14 protein-coding genes are annotated in these 17,688 nt (G+C 71.1%); 9 read left to right on the top strand and 5 right to left on the bottom strand.

The annotated features are described in order from the left end of the window. Window positions 1-247 precede the first annotated feature (247 nt). Window positions 248-511, bottom strand: a complete 264-nt coding sequence (locus OG897_RS05010) for a WhiB family transcriptional regulator (RefSeq protein ID WP_030927001.1) — start codon at window positions 509-511, stop codon at window positions 248-250. Between the two features lie 805 nt (window positions 512-1,316). Here OG897_RS05010 and OG897_RS05005 point away from each other — a divergent pair. From OG897_RS05005 to OG897_RS04990, 4 genes are all read left to right on the top strand, one after another. Beyond that, window positions 1,317-1,835, top strand: a complete 519-nt coding sequence (locus OG897_RS05005; RefSeq protein ID WP_266653195.1) for a cysteine dioxygenase family protein — start codon at window positions 1,317-1,319, stop codon at window positions 1,833-1,835. Between the two features lie 76 nt (window positions 1,836-1,911). Further along, window positions 1,912-2,868, top strand: a complete 957-nt coding sequence (cofD, locus tag OG897_RS05000) for a 2-phospho-L-lactate transferase (RefSeq protein WP_266653193.1) — start codon at window positions 1,912-1,914, stop codon at window positions 2,866-2,868. Next, on the top strand, window positions 2,865-4,211 hold the full coding sequence (locus OG897_RS04995; protein WP_266653191.1) for a coenzyme F420-0:L-glutamate ligase: 1,347 nt from the start codon (window positions 2,865-2,867) through the stop codon (window positions 4,209-4,211). Before cofD ends, OG897_RS04995 begins: the two co-directional genes overlap by 4 nt. A gap of 276 nt (window positions 4,212-4,487) precedes the next feature. After that, window positions 4,488-5,381: a DNA-3-methyladenine glycosylase gene (locus tag OG897_RS04990; protein WP_266653189.1), complete on the top strand. Its 894-nt coding sequence runs from the start codon at window positions 4,488-4,490 to the stop codon at window positions 5,379-5,381. Between the two features lie 10 nt (window positions 5,382-5,391). Here the strand turns inward: OG897_RS04990 and OG897_RS04985 are convergent, their stop codons facing one another. Then, window positions 5,392-6,474, bottom strand: coding sequence for an NDP-sugar synthase (locus OG897_RS04985; RefSeq protein ID WP_266653187.1), 1,083 nt, complete (start codon window positions 6,472-6,474; stop codon window positions 5,392-5,394). Window positions 6,475-6,703: 229 nt separating this feature from the next. Continuing rightward, window positions 6,704-7,975: an N-acetylmuramoyl-L-alanine amidase gene (locus OG897_RS04980; protein ID WP_266653185.1), complete on the bottom strand. Its 1,272-nt coding sequence runs from the start codon at window positions 7,973-7,975 to the stop codon at window positions 6,704-6,706. Window positions 7,976-8,104: 129 nt separating this feature from the next. Here OG897_RS04980 and OG897_RS04975 point away from each other — a divergent pair, with 129 nt between their 5' ends. The 4 genes from OG897_RS04975 to OG897_RS04960 all read left to right on the top strand — a co-directional run bounded on the left by OG897_RS04975 (window position 8,105) and on the right by OG897_RS04960 (window position 14,192). After that, window positions 8,105-8,860 carry a TIGR03089 family protein gene (locus tag OG897_RS04975; protein ID WP_266653183.1) on the top strand — a complete coding sequence of 252 codons (756 nt, stop codon included), beginning with the start codon at window positions 8,105-8,107 and terminating at the stop codon, window positions 8,858-8,860. 164 nt (window positions 8,861-9,024) lie between these two features. Beyond that, entirely contained in the window at window positions 9,025-10,398 is a 1,374-nt protein-coding gene (locus tag OG897_RS04970) for an LCP family protein (RefSeq protein WP_266653181.1), read from the top strand. A 228-nt stretch (window positions 10,399-10,626) separates the two neighbouring features. Continuing rightward, window positions 10,627-12,414, top strand: coding sequence for an LCP family protein (locus OG897_RS04965; RefSeq protein WP_266653179.1), 1,788 nt, complete (start codon window positions 10,627-10,629; stop codon window positions 12,412-12,414). An 89-nt stretch (window positions 12,415-12,503) separates the two neighbouring features. Continuing rightward, window positions 12,504-14,192, top strand: a complete 1,689-nt coding sequence (locus tag OG897_RS04960; protein WP_266653177.1) for an LCP family protein — start codon at window positions 12,504-12,506, stop codon at window positions 14,190-14,192. A 100-nt stretch (window positions 14,193-14,292) separates the two neighbouring features. On the opposite strand, the gene OG897_RS04955 is transcribed toward OG897_RS04960, so the two are convergent. Then, window positions 14,293-15,321, bottom strand: coding sequence for a glycosyltransferase family 2 protein (locus tag OG897_RS04955; protein WP_266653175.1), 1,029 nt, complete (start codon window positions 15,319-15,321; stop codon window positions 14,293-14,295). 128 nt (window positions 15,322-15,449) lie between these two features. On the opposite strand from OG897_RS04955, the gene OG897_RS04950 reads away from it, so the two are divergent. After that, window positions 15,450-16,964 carry an LCP family protein gene (locus tag OG897_RS04950; RefSeq protein ID WP_266653173.1) on the top strand — a complete coding sequence of 505 codons (1,515 nt, stop codon included), beginning with the start codon at window positions 15,450-15,452 and terminating at the stop codon, window positions 16,962-16,964. A gap of 123 nt (window positions 16,965-17,087) precedes the next feature. Here the strand turns inward: OG897_RS04950 and OG897_RS04945 are convergent, their stop codons facing one another. Next, entirely contained in the window at window positions 17,088-17,636 is a 549-nt protein-coding gene (locus OG897_RS04945) for an acyl-CoA thioesterase (protein ID WP_266653171.1), read from the bottom strand. Between the last annotated feature and the right edge of the window lie 52 nt (window positions 17,637-17,688).

The following is a 17,688-nucleotide window of genomic DNA, read 5'->3' as shown; positions in this document are numbered from 1 at the left end:
TCGCCCCCCGGAAGGCTGGTTAACGCTGACTGCGGCGCACGCGAGTGCCCGTGGGGGCGCCGGGTGCGATCGCCGGACAGCGGCCCACACTAACGGCTGCACATGCAGACGGTCCGCCGCCTGCGGGGAAGGGGCAGGCGGCGGACCGTTCGTTGTGTACTGCCTTGTGCTGTTTTGCTGGGGCGGTGCGGCCGGGGCACCGCGGGCGGTGCGGCTGTTCGTTCGGGGGCCGCCCCGCATATACCGCTCAGACCGCGGCCTTCTTCAGTCTCCGGCGTTCACGCTCGGACAATCCGCCCCAGATTCCGAAGCGTTCGTCATTCGACAAGGCATATTCAAGGCATTCGGAGCGGACTTCACAGGCGAGGCAGACCTTCTTTGCCTCACGGGTGGAACCACCCTTCTCGGGAAAGAAGGACTCGGGATCGGTCTGGGCGCACAATGCGCGCTCCTGCCAGCCGAGTTCCTCGTCCGCGTCCTCGACCAGCAGTTGCTGGAACAGCTCGGTCATGTGCGCCCCTCGTCTGTCTTTTACTTCCCCGTGATGTTGCCGTTACCGAATCCGGCCGAACGACACGAGTGAAATTACAAGTGTGTAGCTCCGTGGCAGTCAAGCCGGGATCTGCTATTGGGCCCGTTATTCACTCTGCGGAACCAAGGCTATGCGGAAAGTGTTCAAATCGCCAAAAACCGTGACACATGACTCCGCCTCGTGAGCGGGTACCCCGGACACGGAGGAAGACGCGGAAGAGATGGATCTTGTTGCAGTCCACTCCGCGAAGCGACTCGGATCACAGTCGGATCACGGGACGACAACGACGATCATGCGGGTGCGCCGTCCTCGGGAATGCGCGCGAGGTACCGGGACAGGCGTACGGAGTGCGCGACGAGCACAGGCAGTTGGAGCGCGGTCTCTCCACGTCAGCGACTGCACAAACCTTTCTCCGGCCGGGCTAACCGGAAGAGGTGAAACATTGCCGCCAAACCGGCCACCGAGTTGACAGCCGGTGAGGCTGCCGGTCACCTTTGTTCCATGCCAGCGACCGCAGTGTTCCCCGTGACCCACATCCGTGTGGTCCGCAGCGCTGCCCCGGCCCGCTGTCACTGTTGCTGTCACAGCTGTTGAAGCCACCCGCGCTCCAGCTCTGAAGAGCCCTGAAAGCCCCGGGAGCTCTGCCGCCGAAGCCCTTCGCGCTCCGGCCACGGCCTGCCGCACGCCCCACCCCGTGTGCGCCGCGTCCCGCTCGCACCCCATCACCCGGTGCGGCACCCGTTCTGCGACACCCCAGCACTGACTGCCGAGGAACCCCCGCACCATGAACAGCGACAGCGACCTGCAGATCGCCGGCGACATCCTTGAGGTCACGCACCTCCTGGCCCCCGCCCGCGAGCACCCCGTGACCGTGGCCGAGTTCGCCGGTCTGGCCCGGTCCATCGCGGCCGACCGCTCCCAGTGGGCCCACCTGGTCCGGTACGACGCCGCCACCCGCTGGTACCACCGCCTGCGCACCGGGCCCGGTTACGAGGTGTGGCTCCTGAGCTGGGTGCCGGGCCAGGGCAGCGGGGCGCACGACCACGGCGCGTCCTCGGGCGTCCTGACCGTCCTGGAGGGCGAGCTCACGGAACGCAACGACAAGGGCGCCAGAACCATCGGCACGGGAGCGCAGTACGTGTCCGTGCCGGGGCACGTCCACGAGGTCGTCAACGACTCCCTGGAGCCCGCCGTCAGCCTGCACGTGTATTTCCCCGGACTGACGGAGATGCCGATGTACGCGGCGGACGCGGCGGCTTCCGTACGCCCTTCCGTACGCCCTTCCGTGCAGCCCTCCGCGTAGCCCCCGGTGTGGCTCTTCGCACACCCTTCCGTAACCACCCGACGGGATGTCAGTACCGCCTGACACACTGCTCCGTATGCGCATTGTGGTTCTTGCAGGCGGTATCGGCGGTGCTCGTTTTCTCCGTGGTCTCAAAGAGGCCGCACCGGAGGCGGACATCACCGTCATCGGCAATACCGGTGACGACATTCATCTGTTCGGGCTGAAGGTCTGCCCCGACCTCGACACGGTGATGTACACCCTCGGCGGTGGCATCAACGAGGAACAGGGCTGGGGGCGTGCGGAGGAGACCTTCCACGTGAAGGCCGAGCTCGCCGCGTACGGCGTCGGCCCGGAATGGTTCGGGCTCGGCGACCGCGACTTCGCGACGCACATCGTGCGGACGCAGATGCTCGGGGCCGGATATCCGCTGAGCGCGGTCACCGAAGCCCTGTGCGAACGGTGGCAGCCGGGCGTGCGGCTGATCCCCATGTCCGACGACCGCGTCGAGACGCACGTGGCGATCGAGGTGGACGGCGAGCGCAAGGCGGTGCATTTCCAGGAGTACTGGGTGAAGCTGCGCGCCTCCGTGGAGGCGCAGGCCGTCGTGCCGGTCGGGGCGGAGCAGGCGAAGCCCGCGCCCGGCGTCCTGGAGGCCATCGCCTCCGCCGACGTCATCCTCTTCCCGCCGTCGAACCCGGTGGTGAGCGTCGGCACGATCCTGGCCGTCCCGGGCATCCGCGAGGCCATCGCCGAGGCGGGCGTCCCCGTGGTGGGCCTCTCCCCCATCGTCGGCGACGCCCCGGTGCGCGGCATGGCCGACAAGGTGCTGGCCGCGGTGGGCGTGGAGTCGACGGCCGCTGCGGTCGCCCGGCACTACGGCTCCGGGCTGCTGGACGGCTGGCTCGTCGACACCGTGGACGCGGGCGCCGTGCAGGCGGTCGAGGACGCGGGCATCCGCTGCCGGGCCGTACCGCTGATGATGACGGACCTCGCCGCGACCGCCGCGATGGCGGCCGCCGCGCTGGAGCTGGCCGGGGAGGTACGGGCGTGAGCGACGCCGACGGTACGGAGAAGGGCGCGCCCGCCTACCGGGTGTGGGCGGTGCCGGGCCTCCCGGAGGTCCGCGAGGGCGATGACCTCGCCAAGCTGATCGTGGGCGCGGAGCCGGGGCTCGCCGACGGTGACGTCCTGCTCGTGACGTCGAAGATCGTGAGCAAGGCGGAGGGGCGGATCGTCGCCGCCGACTCGCGCGAGGACGCGATCGACGCAGAAACGGTACGGGTCGTGGCGCGGCGCGGGACGCTGCGGATCGTGGAGAACCGGCAGGGCCTGGTGATGGCGGCCGCGGGCGTCGATGCCTCCAACACCCCCGCGGGGACTGTTCTGCTGCTGCCGGAGGACTCCGACGCCTCGGCGCGGGCGATCCGGGACGGGGTGCGGGAAGCGCTGGGGGTGGAGGTGGGGGTCGTCGTCACCGACACCTTCGGGCGGCCGTGGCGCAGTGGGCTGACCGATGTGGCGATCGGGGCTGCCGGGGTCAGGGTGCTCGACGATCTGCGCGGTGGGGTCGATGCGCACGGGAATCCGCTGAATGCGACGGTCGTGGCGACCGCCGACGAGCTGGCGGCTGCCGGTGACCTGGTGAAGGGCAAGGTGGGCGGGCTGCCGGTGGCGGTCGTGCGGGGGCTCGCGCACGTGGTCTCCGCCACGCACGGGGGCTCCGCCACGGCGGACGACGAGGGTGCGCGGGCGCTGGTGCGCGGGGCGGCCGACGACATGTTCCGGCTGGGGACGTCGGAGGCGGTGCGGGAGGCGGTGACGCAGCGGCGGACCGTGCGGGAGTTCACGGACGAGCCGGTGGATCCGGGTGCCGTGCGGCGGGCGGTCGCGGCGGCGGTGACGGCGCCCGCGCCGCATCACACGACACCGTGGCGGTTCGTGCTGCTGGAGTCGGAGTCGGCTCGGGTGCGGCTGCTGGATGCGATGCGGGACGCGTGGGTCGCGGATCTGCGGGCGGACGGGAAGTCGGAGGAGTCGATCGCGAAGCGGGTGCGCAGGGGGGAGGTGCTGCGGAGGGCTCCGTATCTGGTGGTGCCGTGTCTGGTGATGGACGGCTCCCATACGTACGGGGACGCGCGGCGGGATGCGGCGGAGCGGGAGATGTTCGTGGTGGCCATGGGCGCCGGGGTGCAGAACTTCCTGGTGGCGTTGGCCGGGGAGCGGTTGGGGTCGGCGTGGGTGTCGTCGACGATGTTCTGCCGGGATGTGGTGCGGGAGGTTCTGGGGTTGCCGCAGGGGTGGGATCCGATGGGGGCGGTGGGGGTCGGGCGGGCTGCGGGCTCGCCTGCGGCTCGGGTTTCGCGGGGGGTGGAGGGGTTTATCGAGGTGCGGTGATCCGGGGGGGGCGGGGGCGAGGGGGTGTGGGGCTGGGCTTCGTGGGTGGGGTGGCCGGGAGCGGGGTGGGGCGGGGGTGCTCCGGGGTGGGCCCGGAGCGAGAGGGGCCGCCCCCTTGCCCGCCCGTTCCGCCCCCGGGGGGCGGCCCCGCCGCCCAAGGAGGCTGGGTGGAATCGGAGGCCGAGGGGGCTGGGTGGGGGTGGGGTGGGCCGTCGTGGGCGGAGGGGGGCCGGTGATCGGGCCGTCGGGGGGCCGCCGGGAAAGTAGGGTCGTGGGGTGGCTGGGAGATTTCAGGGGCGGGTGGTGCTGGGGCCGCTGCGGCGCGGTGGGGCGGATCCCACGTACCGGGTGGCCGGGGACGGTGCCGTGTGGCGGGTGAGCAGGACGCCCGAGGGGCCCGCGACCCTGCGGGTGGCCGAGGGGCTCGGCGAGGCGTGGGGGCCGGGGGCGGCGTGGATGCTGGGGCGGTTGCCCGCGTTGTTGGGCGAGGCCGATGATCCGGGAGCCTTCGTGGCGCACCACCGGGTCGTCGCACAGGCGCAGCACCGGCATCCGGGGCTGCGGCTCTGCCGGACCGGGCTGGTGCTGGAGTCGTTGATTCCGTCGGTGCTGGAGCAGAAGGTGACCACCGCCGAGGCGTACGCGTCGTGGCGGCATCTGGTGCGGAAGTTCGGGGAGCCCGCACCCCTGCCCGACGACGACCGGCCCTTCGTGGTGCCGGAGGGGCTGCGGGTGATGCCCGACCCCCTCGGCTGGGCGCGCATCCCCTCCTGGGAGTGGCACCTGGCGAACGTCGACGCGAAGCGGGCCGACACCGTCGTCCGGGCCGTACGCGTCGCCGCGCGGCTGGAGGAGGCGGCCGGGATGCCGTACGAGACGGCGAAGAAGAGGCTGGAGGCGGTGCCCGGGATCGGGCCGTGGACCTCCGCCGAGACCCTTCAGCGCAGCAACGGGGCGCCCGACGCCCTGACGGTGGGGGATCTCCACCTGCCGGGGATCGTCGGCTACGCGCTGACGGGGAAGAGGGGGGCCACGGACGCCGACATGCTGGAGTTGCTCGCGCCCTACGCGGGGCAGCGGCACCGGGCCGCCCGGTACATCCTGCTCACCGGGCTGACCCCGCCCCGGCGCGGCCCGCGCCGTGCACCGGGGCGCATCTCGCACCTGTAGCGAAGGCGGGCTACTGGTCGGAGGAGAAGCGGACCGAGGCCGCCGGGAGGACCGCGTCGCACCAGATGCGGACGCCGTCGCGGAGTTCGTTGTCGGGTCCGACGTGTGCGCCGTCGCCGATGACCGCGCCCACCAGGTGCGTACGGGAGCCGATGCGTGCGCCCGCGCCGACCAGGGAGTCCTGGATGACAGCGCCGGGCTCGATCACCGCGCCCGCGAGGATCGTCGAGCCCTCGATGCGGGCGCCCTGGCCCACCGTGGCGTCGGCGCCGACGACCGTGCCGCCGGTGAGCTTGGCGTCCGGGGCGACGACCGCGCCCGGCATGACCAGGCGGTCGCCGCAGCGGCCCGGGACCGCCGGGGAGGGCGCGCGGCCCTGGACGAGGTCGGCGGAGCCTCGTACGAACGCCTGCGGGGTGCCCAGGTCCAGCCAGTACGTGGAGTCGACCATGCCCTGGAGGTGCGCCCCGTTCGCCAGCAGGTCCGGGAAGGTCTCGCGTTCGACGGAGACCGGACGCCCCGCCGGGATGGTGTCGATGACGGAGCGGCGGAAGACGTACGCGCCCGCGTTGATCTGGTCGGTGACGATTTCCTCGGGGGTCTGGGGCTTTTCGAGGAAGGCGGTCACGCGGCCGGTCGCGTCGGTGGGGACCAGGCCGAAGGCTCTGGGGTCCTCGACGCGGGTGAGGTGGAGGGAGACGTCCGCGCCCGACGAGGAGTGGGTGGAGACGAGGGCCTCGATGTCGAGGCCGGTGAGGATGTCTCCGTTGAAGATGAGGACCGGTTCGTCGGGGGCCGAGCGGAGGCGGGAGGCGACGTTGCGGATGGCTCCGCCGGTGCCGAGCGGCTCGTCCTCGGTGACGTACTCCAGGTGCAGGCCGAGGGAGGAACCGTCACCGAAGTGGGGTTCGAAGACCTCGGCGAGGTAGGAGGTGGCGAGCACGATGTGTTCGACTCCGGCGGCCCTGGCGCGGGCCAGCTGGTGGGTCAGGAAGGGCACGCCGGCCGCCGGGACCATGGGCTTGGGGGTGTTCACCGTGAGCGGGCGCAGCCGGGTTCCCTTGCCTCCGACCAGGAGGATCGCTTCAGTCACCTTGTCGTCTCTGCTTCCTGCTGGGGGCCGGGCCGGATGTGGCTGGCCAGTGTATGCAGACTGTTCGATACGTCCCGGTCGGCGACCTGTGTGCAGAAGGTGCAGGTGGCGCGGAGGTGAGGGCCGCGCGCCGGAAAAGCGTCTGCGGAAGCCTCTGGTCGGAGGCCCCTGATCGGACGTCCCTGATCGGCTGCCCCCCGACCGGAAGTCCCCGATCGGGAGTCCCCGTTCAGCGCCCCTGGAAGTGGGCCGCGGTCCAGCGCGCGGTGCCGAGCCTCTGGTAGAGGCGCCCGCCGGGGCATTCGGTGGCGAAGCCGTCCCGGTGGCCCGAGATGACGTTCAGCCGTACCGCCGTTCCCTTCTTGTGGAGGTTGCCTCCCGCCGAGGTCAGATAGGTGGTGCCCTTCGGATCGGCTCCGTGCAGTCCGAGCTTCCATGCGGTGAGCTTCGCCACGGCGTTCACCGCGGCGGCGGGTGGTGCGGTGCTGCTGAACGTCCCGAGGACGGCGATGCCCATGCTGTCGCTGTTGAAACCGAGAGTGTGCGCCCCGAGGACCGGCTTGGCCACACCCCCGGCACGTCCTTCGTAGACATTCCCGCACTTGTCGACGGCGAAGTTGTAGCCGAAGTCCCGCCAGCCACTGCTCTTGACGTGGTAGCGGTAGATACTGCGCAGTACGGAGCCCGACTGCGAACAGCTGTACCCATTTCCGGACGCGCTGTGATGGACGAAGGCGGCCTTGATCGTCTTGGTGTAGACGTTTCCCTTCTCCTTCAGCTTCTCGTCCGCGCCCCATCCCTTGCGCAGGACGATCCTCGGCCGGGCCCCGATGTGCGGGCGCGCGCCGCCTCTCGCGGCTTCCGCTTGGGTCTGGGGCTGGGCCAGCGCCTCGGCCTCGGTCTCGGCCCGGGTCAGCTCCGGGAGTTCCAGGGTGGCGGCGGGCGCGCGGGAGCTGCCTCGGGGCGGTTCGGCGCCGGGGTCGACGAGGTCGAGGCGCAGGCCCGCGGGCAGCGCACCGCCCGTGGGGCGGACGCGGGCCTCGACGCCGTCGGACGCGCCGACCCACAGGGGTGCGGTCGAGCCGTGCGTACGGTTCTCCGCCGCGCCCGGGTCGGCTCCGTCGGCGGAGTGTGCGTCCAGGTCCTGCCAGCGGGACCAGGCCCTGGTCCCGGCCGCTCTCGTACGCACCTGGACCCGGCCTTCCAGTACGGCGCGCGGGTCGTCCCAGACCACGCCGACCAGCGAGAACGGTTCCACGCCCCGGGACCGCAGCCCCCGTTGGGCGGGCTGGGAAACCGCCCGGTCCTGACGCTGGGCGGACCGGTCGAGCGGGATCAGCGGCAGCGACCTGGTGGCTCCGGGGAGACCTCCGGGCAGATCCGCCGCCTGCGACCCCGCCAACTGCCGCCGGTCCGCGGGCCCGTCGTCGGGCAGCGCGAACGGGAGCGCGAGAAGGGCCGCGCAGGTGACGCCGATCGAGGAAGCAAGGAGTGCACGCATGCAGCCGATATTGGTCATACCGGTATAAATCTGTCCATCGGTGAAAAGGCGCGGACTGTCTGCCGGACGGGTGGCCCCCGACGTGGCGACCCGCCGCCCCGGCCGCGCCGGGCGACGTACGCTCGCCTGATGAACTCCACCGACCGCACCCCTGCCGACCTGCTGCGTTCCGCACTCGCCACGGACCCGGGCCGCCCCCTCGTCACCTTCTACGACGATGCGACGGGCGAGCGCGTCGAACTGTCCGTGGCGACCTTCGCCAATTGGGTGGCCAAGACCGCCAACCTCCTCCAGGGCGACCTGTCCGCCGGTCCCGGCGACCGGCTCTCCCTGCACCTGCCCGCGCACTGGCAGACCGCCGTATGGCTGCTGGCCTGCGCCTCGGTGGGCGTCGAGGTGGACGTGGCGGGCGACCCGGCCGCCTCGGACGTCGTGGTCAGCGGCCCGGACACCCTGGAGGCGGCGCGCGCGTCCAGGGGCGAGCGGGTGGCGCTGGCGCTGCGGCCGCTGGGCGGGCGCTTCCCCGAGGCCCCGGAGGGCTTCGCGGACTACGCCGTGGAAGTCCCCTCCCAGGGCGACCGTTTCGCCCCCTTCGCCCCGGTCGATCCCGACGAGGCCGCCCTGTCCTTCGGCGGTACGTCGCTGACGGCCGCCGAGGTCGTGGAGCGGGCGCGCGCGGACGCCTCGGCGCTCGGGCTCGGGCCGGGGTCCCGCGTGCTGTCGGGGTTGTCGTACGACACGTGGGAGGGACTGTCCTCCGGTCTGTACGCCCCGCTGGCTTCCGGCGGCTCGGTCGTGCTGTGCCGCAACGTCGGCGAGCTGTCGGCGGAGGGGCTCGCGAAGCGGGTCGAGAGCGAGCGCGTGACGCTCGTGCGCGGGGCGTAGCGGGCGTACGTCGTCCGGGGGCGGCGCATTCGGCGGACCGGGGCCCCGCTTCGGCGGGGCGCGGCGCGGCACGGTACATGATCGACGGGACGCACAACCAAGCGCCGGGTTCAGCCGTCTACACCTGCGATCGACGGCCCAGCGCGCCGCCGACCCGTACGAGGATGGACGACGACGTGACCGAGACCGCTGGCACGCCCCCCGAACCGGACCGGCCGGGGAAGGGCCCGGAGGCCGGGCCCGAGGAAGGCGCGCAGCCTGCGGTCGGCGCGGCGGACGGCCACTCGGACGGCCCGGCGGACGGCGCGGCGGACGGCCACTCGGACGACCCTTCGGACGACCCCGCTGGCGCCGTGGGTGACACGGCCGCCGCGAGCACGGCCACGGACACCCTCGCCGTCCCCCCGCCCCGCAAGCGCCACTGGGTGCGGTGGCTGGCCTGCGGGGCGGCGGTGGTCGTGCTGGTGGCGGCCGCGACCGGCTGGTACTTCTACAAGAAGCTCGACGGGAACATCACCACCGACACCAGTGCCGCGGCCGAGCTCCGCGCCTGGGACAAGGAGCGGCCCACCCAGGCCCAGGTGGCGCTCGACGCGCAGAACATCCTGCTCATCGGGTCGGACACCCGTGCGGGCGGCAACAAGAAGTACGGGCGGGACGAGGGGACGCAGCGGTCGGACACCACGATCCTGCTGCACCTCGCCGCGGACCGCAGGAGTGCGACGGGCGTCTCGCTGCCGCGTGACCTGATGGTCGACATTCCGAGCTGCAAGAAGGCGGACGGCACCCGCACCCGGAAGATGTTCGCGCAGTTCAACTGGGCGTTCGAGATGGGCGGTACGGCCTGCACGATCCGTACCGTCGAGAAGCTGACCGGCATCCGGATCGACCACCACATGGTGGTCGACTTCGAGGGCTTCAAGCACATGGTCGACGCGGTCGACGGCGTGGAGGTCTGCCTCAAGGAGCCGATCGACGACAAGGACGCCCACCTCAAGCTGGCCGCGGGTCCGCAGACCCTGAACGGGGAGCAGGCGCTCGGTTACGTACGCGCCCGCAAGTCGATCGGCGGCGGCAGCGACACGGAACGGATGGACCGCCAGCAGCAGTTCCTCGGCTCGCTCGTCAACAAGATGCAGAGCAACGGAGTCCTGCTGAACCCGACGAAGCTCTACCCGGTGCTGGACGCCGCGACGAAGGCGCTCACCACCGACCCGGGGCTCGACTCGCTGCGCGATCTGTACGACCTGGCGAGCAGCATGCGGGACGTTCCCTCGGAGCGGGTGCAGTTCCTGACGGTGCCGCGTCAGCCCTACCGGTACGACGGGAACCGGGACGAACTGATCGAGTCCCAGGCCGAGAAGCTGTTCCAGCAGCTGCGCGAGGACGCACCCGTTTCGGTGGCTCCCGCCAAGTCGCTGGAGAAGACGGGCGGGTCGGACGGAAGCGACCCGAAGCCCGACGATTCGGGACCTCCGAGCCCCGCTCCGACCCCGACCTTCGCCGGAACAAACGCCGCAACGGACATGTGCGGGTAAAGCGATTCCCAAGTCCGGGGCATCACCCGTTGCGCTTTGGGGGTATTGCCCGGTTGTAAGCAGCGTGGAATTTGTCACTGCCGTCGCTGGTCCCTGATCTGTACGGATAGTGTGACGCGATCCAGTGCAACGAACCGCTACTTGGCTCACGCACGCACGACTGGACCGAATGATGAGCCGCCTGGGGGGAGGCGCCTCGCGTGGGACCGACGGAGGACTCAGGCAACCGTGGACGCGCACAGCCGTGACGGGGCGGGCGAGATCGACCCCGCCGACCAGTGGGTTCTCAACCCGCACACCGGCAACTACGAACTGCGACTGGACAATTCCGCAGGGTCCGCAAGAGGTGCGGGGCAACCACAGGGCAGTCCGCGCGGCCGCGGCCAGCACCCCGGGGGCCGGGGCGAGGGGCGGCGCGACGCCGCTGCCCCCGGCGACGGCGCTCCCCGCCGCGACGTACCCGCCCAGCGGAGCCGTCGCGGCGCGGCGCCCGACGGCCCCCGGGGCGCGGGTTCGCGCGGCGACGGCGGTGGTCCGCACACGGGCCGCCGCAAGCGCAAGCAGCCGAAGAAGGGCGGAAAGAAGGCCCTGAAGATCACCGGCGGTGTCCTCGGTTTCGTCATGGTGGCGGGTTCCGTCGGCGCGTGGGCGCTCTACCAGCACTTCGACGGCAACCTGAAGTCCGTTGACGTGTCCGGCGGTTCGGGCGGCTTCAAGAAGGACCAGGCGATCAACATCCTGGTCATCGGCACGGACAAGCGCACCGGTGACGGCAATTCCGGTTACGGCGACAAGAACAGCCCCGGCCACGCCGACACCACGATCCTCTTCCACGTCTCCAAGGACCGGACGAACGCGACGGCGCTGTCGATCCCCCGCGACCTGAAGACGCGGATTCCGGACTGCCCCACCAAACAGGAGGACGGCTCCGAGAAGGTCGTCCCGGGCAGCACCTTCGAACGCTTCAACACCAGCCTCGGCCAGTCGGGGCGCGACCCCGGCTGCACGATGCGCACCGTCAAGGCGATCACCGGGCTGACCGTCGACCACTTCATGATGGTCGACTTCAACGCGGTGAAGACGCTGACCACCGCCGTCGGCGGCGTCGAGGTCTGCGTCGCCAAGGACGTCGACGACAAGAAGTCGCACCTGAAGCTGAGCAAGGGCAAGCACACGATCGAGGGCGAGCAGGCCCTCGCCTTCGTACGGACCCGTGGCGCGTTCGGCCAGGGCTCCGACCTCAGCCGCATCCAGACCCAGCAGCAGTTCCTGGGCGCGATGCTCCGCAAGATGAAGTCCAGCGAGACGCTCACCGACGTCGGCAAGCTGTACGACCTGGCGGACGCGGCGACCAAGGCGCTGACCGTCGACACGGGCATCAGGGGCATAGGGAAACTGAAGTCGCTCGCCGACGAGGTCGCCCGGGTCGACCCCAAGAACATCACCTTCACGACCCTGCCGGTCGTCGACAACCCGGCCGAGCCGCCGCGCAAGAAGGCAACCGTCGTCGTCAACGAGGCGAAGGCGAACGCCCTCTTCTCGATACTGCAGTCGGACACGTCCCTCACCGAGGTGAAGAAGAAGGAGAAGGCGGACAAGAAGGACAGGCAGGCGGCCCTGCTGAAGGGCGAGAAGGCCGCCCCCGAGGACGTGCGCGTCAACGTCTTCAACGGCAGCGGCAAGGGCGGCGCCGCCCAGGAGACCCTGGCCTGGCTCCAGGTCGAGAAGGGCGCCAAGCTCGCCACCAACGGCGGCAACTCCCCGAACCCCGACATCGCCACGACCGAGCTGACGTACGGCGAGAACCAGGCCGACCAGGCCCGCGCGCTCGCCGCGATGATGGGCCTGCCCGGCTCGGCCCTGAAGCCGACCGGGAAGAGCGCGGGAGAGCGCGAGGCGATGGTGCTGACCCTGGGCAAGGACTACGCCGGTGCGGGCCGGCCGCTCGGCGCCCCGGCGAAGGCGCCCGAAGGAATCCAGCAGGCGAACGCCGCCAAGTCGGTGTGTGCCGAGTGACATCGCACTGCCGAGCGGCATCGCACTACCGAGTGACATCGCGCCACCGGGTGCGAAGCGGAAACTGAAGAGAAGTGGGTGGGGGCCCGGTGGGCAACAGCAGTGTGCGCGGGAAAGGGACCGGGGCCCGCAATCTCGGATGGGACGACAGTCTCTACGAGAACGCGGACTCCCCGTCGGGTCCGCAGTCGCCGGAGACGGCCGGCGGCGGCCACGGCGGCGGCCGTCGCGGCGGCTCCCGCAGGCGCAGACCCGAGGGCGGCCCCGGCAAGGGCAAACGCATCCTGCGCTGGAGCGCGATAGCCCTGGCCGTGCTGATCCTCGGCACGGCCGGTGCCGGCTACCTCTACTACCAGCACCTCAACGGCAATCTGCGCAGCAGTGCCCGCAGCAACGGCAGCGGCCCGGACAAGCCCAAGGCGAACGCGGCCGGGCAGACCCCGCTGAACATCCTGCTGATCGGCTCCGACAGCCGCGCCGATCCCAAGAACGTGAAGCTGGGCGGCGGCAAGGACCTGACGAAGAACCCGCCGCTCGCCGACGTCCAGAAGCTGCTGCACGTCTCCGCCGACCGCAAGCACGCCTCGGTCGTGAGCATCCCGCGCGACACCCGGGTGGACATCCCCGAGTGCAAGGACGAGAAGACCAACAAGGTCACCCCCGCGGGGAACGCCATCATCAACCAGACGCTGGCGCGCGGCGGTCCGAGCTGTGTCCTGGACACCTGGCAGAAGCTCACCAACGTCTACATCGACCACTGGCTGATGATCGACTTCTCCGGTGTGGTGCAGATGTCGGACGCCGTCGGCGGTGTCGAGGTCTGCCTCAACCAGGGCGTGTGGGACAGGCCGACGAAGAAGGAGAAGGGCGGTTCGGGCCTCAAGCTGGCCAAGGGCCCGCACCGGATCCAGGGCGAGGACGCCCTGAGGTGGCTGCGCACCCGGCACGCGTTCGGCAGCGACAAGGGCCGCGCGAAGGCGCAGCACATGTACATGAACTCGATGATGCGCCAGCTCCAGGCCGAGGACGCGTTCACCAACGTCGGCCGGATCACCTCGCTCGCCGAGACCGCGACGAAGGCCCTCCAGGTCTCCGACGAGATCGGCACGCCCAAGAAGCTCTTCGACCTGGCGATGGAGCTCAAGGACGTCCCCTCGGACAGCATCACCATGACCTCGCTGCCGACGATCGCGGACCCGAAGAACCCCCTCGCCCACTACGTCGTGGACCCGAAGGACTCCCCCAAGATCCTCAAGCTGCTCCAGGACGACATCCCGTTCGACAAGAACGGCGGGAAGTCCGACGGCAAGAACGCGAAGAAGCCCGCCGAGAAGCCCGCGAAGAAACCTTCGGCCGCCCCCGGCGAGCTGGCGGTCACCGTGCAGAACGGCACCGGCAGCGACACCCGGGCCTCCACCCCGGGCCGGGCGTCCGCCGTCGCGCAGATCCTGTCCGGCAAGGGCTACACCCGGGCCTCGGCCGTCAAGGGCGGCCCGCGCGTCGAGCGCACGACGGTCAGCTTCCCCAGCGCCGATCTGGAGGGCGACGCCCAAGCGGTCGCCAAGGCGCTCGGCCTGCCGTCCTCGGCGGTCAGCAGGTCCACGGACGCCTCGGGCGTCACCCTGACCGTCGGCGCCGACTGGCGCACGGGCTCCTCCTACCCGAAGGCCGAGGTGCCGAAGGCGGGCGACGTCCCGGAGTCCGCCGAGGCGGTCAAGGGCAACGACAAGGGCTGCATGGACGTGTACAGCGTGTACCAGTGGAACGGCAAGGACTGATCCGTCCGCGCAAGGAGAAGGGGGCCCGGGACTTCGCGTCCCGGGCCCCCTTCCGCGTACGTGCGCGACGCCTGCGTACGTGCGCGACGCCTGTGTACGGCTACACGCCCGCGCCCTGCACCGACGGGCGGCGGCTCGCGATGACCCGCTGAGCGAGGGACTTCGGCGAGGTCAGGAAGCCGTACCCCCACGACATGTGCATCGTCGCCATGGCCACGGGGATCTGCGCACGCGCCTTGAGCGAGAGGCCCTTGCCCGCCGGGAAGGAGCCCGCGGTGATCGCCGCGAGGTAGCCCGCCGGGATCACGAAGCCCCACGGGGTGACGAACGCGCCGACGAGAGTGCCCGCGGCGATGGCGCACACGGCGGTCGGCGGGGCGAGGTAGCGGAGGTTGATGGAGCCGGAGTGGTAGCGGGCGACGACGTGCCGCCAGCGGCCGTAGTCCTTGTACTGCTTGGCGAGCGCCTTGATGGAGGGGCGCGGGCGGTACTGGACCTTCAGCTCGGGCGAGAACCAGATCAGGCCCCCGGCCTCGCGGATGCGGAAGTTCAGCTCCCAGTCCTGGGCGCGGATGAACTCCTCGTTGTAGCCGCCCTGCTGCTCCAGGGCCTCGCGGCGGAAGACGCCCAGGTAGACGGTCTCCGCCTGCTGGGCAGCGCCGCCGGTGTGGAAGGCGGCGTTGCCGACGCCGATCTTCGAGGTCATCGCGGCGGCGACCGCGTCCTCCCAGGCGTTCTCGCCCTCGGCGTGCATGATGCCGCCGACGTTCTGCGCGCCGGTCTCCTCCAGGAGGCGCACGGCGGTGGCGATGTAGTTGGCCGAGAGCATGCCGTGGCCGTCGACGCGGACGACGATCGGGTGCCGGGAAGCCTTGATCGCGGCGTTCAGGGCGGCCGGGGTGCGGCCCGTGGGGTTCGGGACGGTGTGGACGCGAGGGTCTTCGCGTACCAGCTCGGCGGCGATCTCGTCGGTGCGGTCCGTGGACGGGCCGAGCGCGATCACCACCTCCATCTCGCCGTCGTACTCCTGCTCCAGGATGTGACGGACCGAGTTACGCAGGTGCCGCTCCTCGTTGAGGACCGGCATGATCACGGAGACCGCGGGGGCGGCGGGGGCTGATGCGTTCACATGCCGCACGTTACCGCGAACGGGGGACAGCCTCGCGCGGCGGCCGGGCAGGTCCACCGGGCTGGAGATCGTATCGGCATACGGTGCGAGGCGATCCCCGTCCTGTGCCCTCAGCGGAGGTGTCCCCCGTGCCCGTGCCGCCCCGTCAGCCGACCCCGCGACCGGACCCGCACGCCCGCCGCAGAGACCGCGGGGAGCCGCTCCCCCGGGGCCGCAAGGCGGCCCGGCGCAGGCAGCGGCAGGACGAGCGCCCGCACTGGGGACTGCGGGCGGCCACCACTCTCTCCGTCCTGGTGCTGGCGGCGGGCGGCATCGGGCACGCGATGGTGACCAGCATGAACACGGGGATCAACCGGGTCGACCCGTTCAAGGACATGAAGAACCGGCCCGAGGCCGAGGCCGGGCGCGGGATGAACATCCTCCTCGTCGGCACCGACGGCCGGGACCGGATCACCAAGGAGGAGAAGGAGAAGTACCGGCTGGGCGGCGCGCCCTGCCACTGCACGGACACGATCATGCTGGTGCACGTCTCGGAGGACCGGAACCGGGCGAGCGTCGTCAGCCTCCCCCGCGACAGTTACGCGGAGATGCCCGAGCACACGGACGAGACCACCGGCGACCACCACAAGGCGCACCCGGTCAAGATCAACGCGGCGTACGCGGAGGGCGGGCCGAGCCTGACCACCCGGACCGTCGAGCACATGACCGGAGTGAAGATCGACCACTATCTGGAGGTCGACTTCACCAGCTTCATGAAGACGGTGGACGTGCTGGGCGGCGTCGACATCTGCACGGCCACCTCGTTGAAGGACAGCTACACGGGCCTGGACCTGGCCCCCGGCACGCACCGCCTCAGCGGCGGCGAGGCCCTTCAGTACGTGCGCTCGCGGCACATCGACGGAGCGTCCGACCTCGGCCGGATGCAGCGCCAGCAGCGGTTCCTGGCCGCTTTCATCGCCAAGGCGACGGACAGCGGGGCGCTGCTGAACCCGGTGAAGTTCCGCGAGGTGGCGGGCACGCTGCTGGGTTCGGTACGGGCCGACCAGGGCTTCGGGACGTCGCAGATGCTGGCGCTGGGGCAGGCGATGCGGGGCTTCACCCCGGCGTCGTCGGAGTTCACGTCGGTGCCGATCGGCGAGATGAGCTACCCGGTGAAGGGCATCGGCTCCACCCTGAAGTGGGACGACGCCAAGTCGAAGAAGCTCTTCCAGACGCTGCGCGAGGACCGGCCGCTGGGCGTCCCGCGCCCCAAGAGCGCGAAGGCGAACCCGGTGAACCCGGTGGACGTCTCGCCGGAGCAGATCCGGGTGCAGGTCGACAACGGCACGCGCACGGCGGGCCTGGGCAGGCGGGTCGACGCGGCGCTGCGGGCCACCGGCTTCCGCACGACGGGGCTGCCGGGGAACGGGGTGCGCCGGGACCTCACCCGCACGCTGCTGACGTACGACCCGCGCTGGGACCGCTCCGCGCAGTCCCTGGCGGCGGCCCTGCCGGGCTGCGAGCTGAGGGCGGTGCCGGGGCAGGGCGGGACGATGCGGGTGACCGCGGGGGCGGACTTCCGGGGGGTGAAGGCGGTGCGGGCACAGGACGAGTACCAGGGGGAGTTCGGGGTGGTGACCGGGGACCAGGTGGTGTGCCCGTAGCCTTCGCTTCCGGTACGCCGCCGATGCCGCCGGGGCTCCGTCGCTGAGCCCCCCTCCGCCCAGCCGTTGAACCCCATCCGCTCAGCCGTTGAACCCCTCCGCTCCGTGGCTGAGCCCCTCCGCTCAGTCGTTGAGCCCCTCCGCCGCCCGCCGGTCCCGCAGCTCCTTGATCGCGCGGCGCCGGGCCAGGCGGTGGGTGCGCCGGATCTGCGCCTCCTGGTAGCGCCGCTTGTCGCGCTCCGTCTCCGGGACCACCGGCGGCACCGGGCGCGTCCTGCCGTCCGCGTCGACGGCGGCGAAGACCAGGTACGCCGAGCCGACCTGCTGGGCGGGGGTCGACTCGTTCCACCGCTCGGCCAGGACCCGTACGCCGATCTCCATGGAGGAGCGGCCGGTCCAGTTGCACTGGGCCTTCACGTGGACGAGGTCGCCGACCTGGACCGGCTCCAGGAAGACCATCTCGTCCATGGACGCGGTGACGGCCGGGCCGCCGGAGTGGCGGCCCGCGACAGCGCCCGCCGCGTCGTCCACCAGCTTCATGATCACGCCACCGTGCACGGTGCCCAGCAGATTCGTTTCCGCGAAGGTCATGATGTGGCTGAGGGTGGTGCGGGAAGCGGAGGTGGGCTTGCCCGGAATGGGATCTTCCGGGGCCTGGGCCTGATCTGTCATGCCCTCTACTTTATGCGCCTATCGCATTGACACAGCTCTGCAACAGCCCTGC

Origin of the sequence: Streptomyces sp. NBC_00237 (genome assembly GCF_026342435.1) — a bacterium.
In the GTDB taxonomy this organism is placed as follows: Bacteria; Actinomycetota; Actinomycetes; order Streptomycetales; family Streptomycetaceae; genus Streptomyces.
Note: the sequence above shows the minus strand (reverse complement) of the source record. Positions and strands in the feature narration are given on the sequence as shown.

Excerpts from the sequence above, each read along its gene's own strand:
- OG897_RS05010 (WP_030927001.1), bottom strand. The coding sequence starts at position 511 with ATGACCGAGCTGTTCCAGCAACTGCTGGTCGAGGACGCGGACGAGGAA.
- OG897_RS05005 (WP_266653195.1), top strand. The coding sequence starts at position 1,317 with ATGAACAGCGACAGCGACCTGCAGATCGCCGGCGACATCCTTGAGGTC.
- cofD (WP_266653193.1), top strand. The coding sequence starts at position 1,912 with ATGCGCATTGTGGTTCTTGCAGGCGGTATCGGCGGTGCTCGTTTTCTC.
- OG897_RS04980 (WP_266653185.1), bottom strand. The coding sequence starts at position 7,975 with ATGCGTGCACTCCTTGCTTCCTCGATCGGCGTCACCTGCGCGGCCCTT.
- OG897_RS04975 (WP_266653183.1), top strand. The coding sequence starts at position 8,105 with ATGAACTCCACCGACCGCACCCCTGCCGACCTGCTGCGTTCCGCACTC.
- OG897_RS04970 (WP_266653181.1), top strand. The coding sequence starts at position 9,025 with ATGGACGACGACGTGACCGAGACCGCTGGCACGCCCCCCGAACCGGAC.
- OG897_RS04945 (WP_266653171.1), bottom strand. The coding sequence starts at position 17,636 with ATGACAGATCAGGCCCAGGCCCCGGAAGATCCCATTCCGGGCAAGCCC.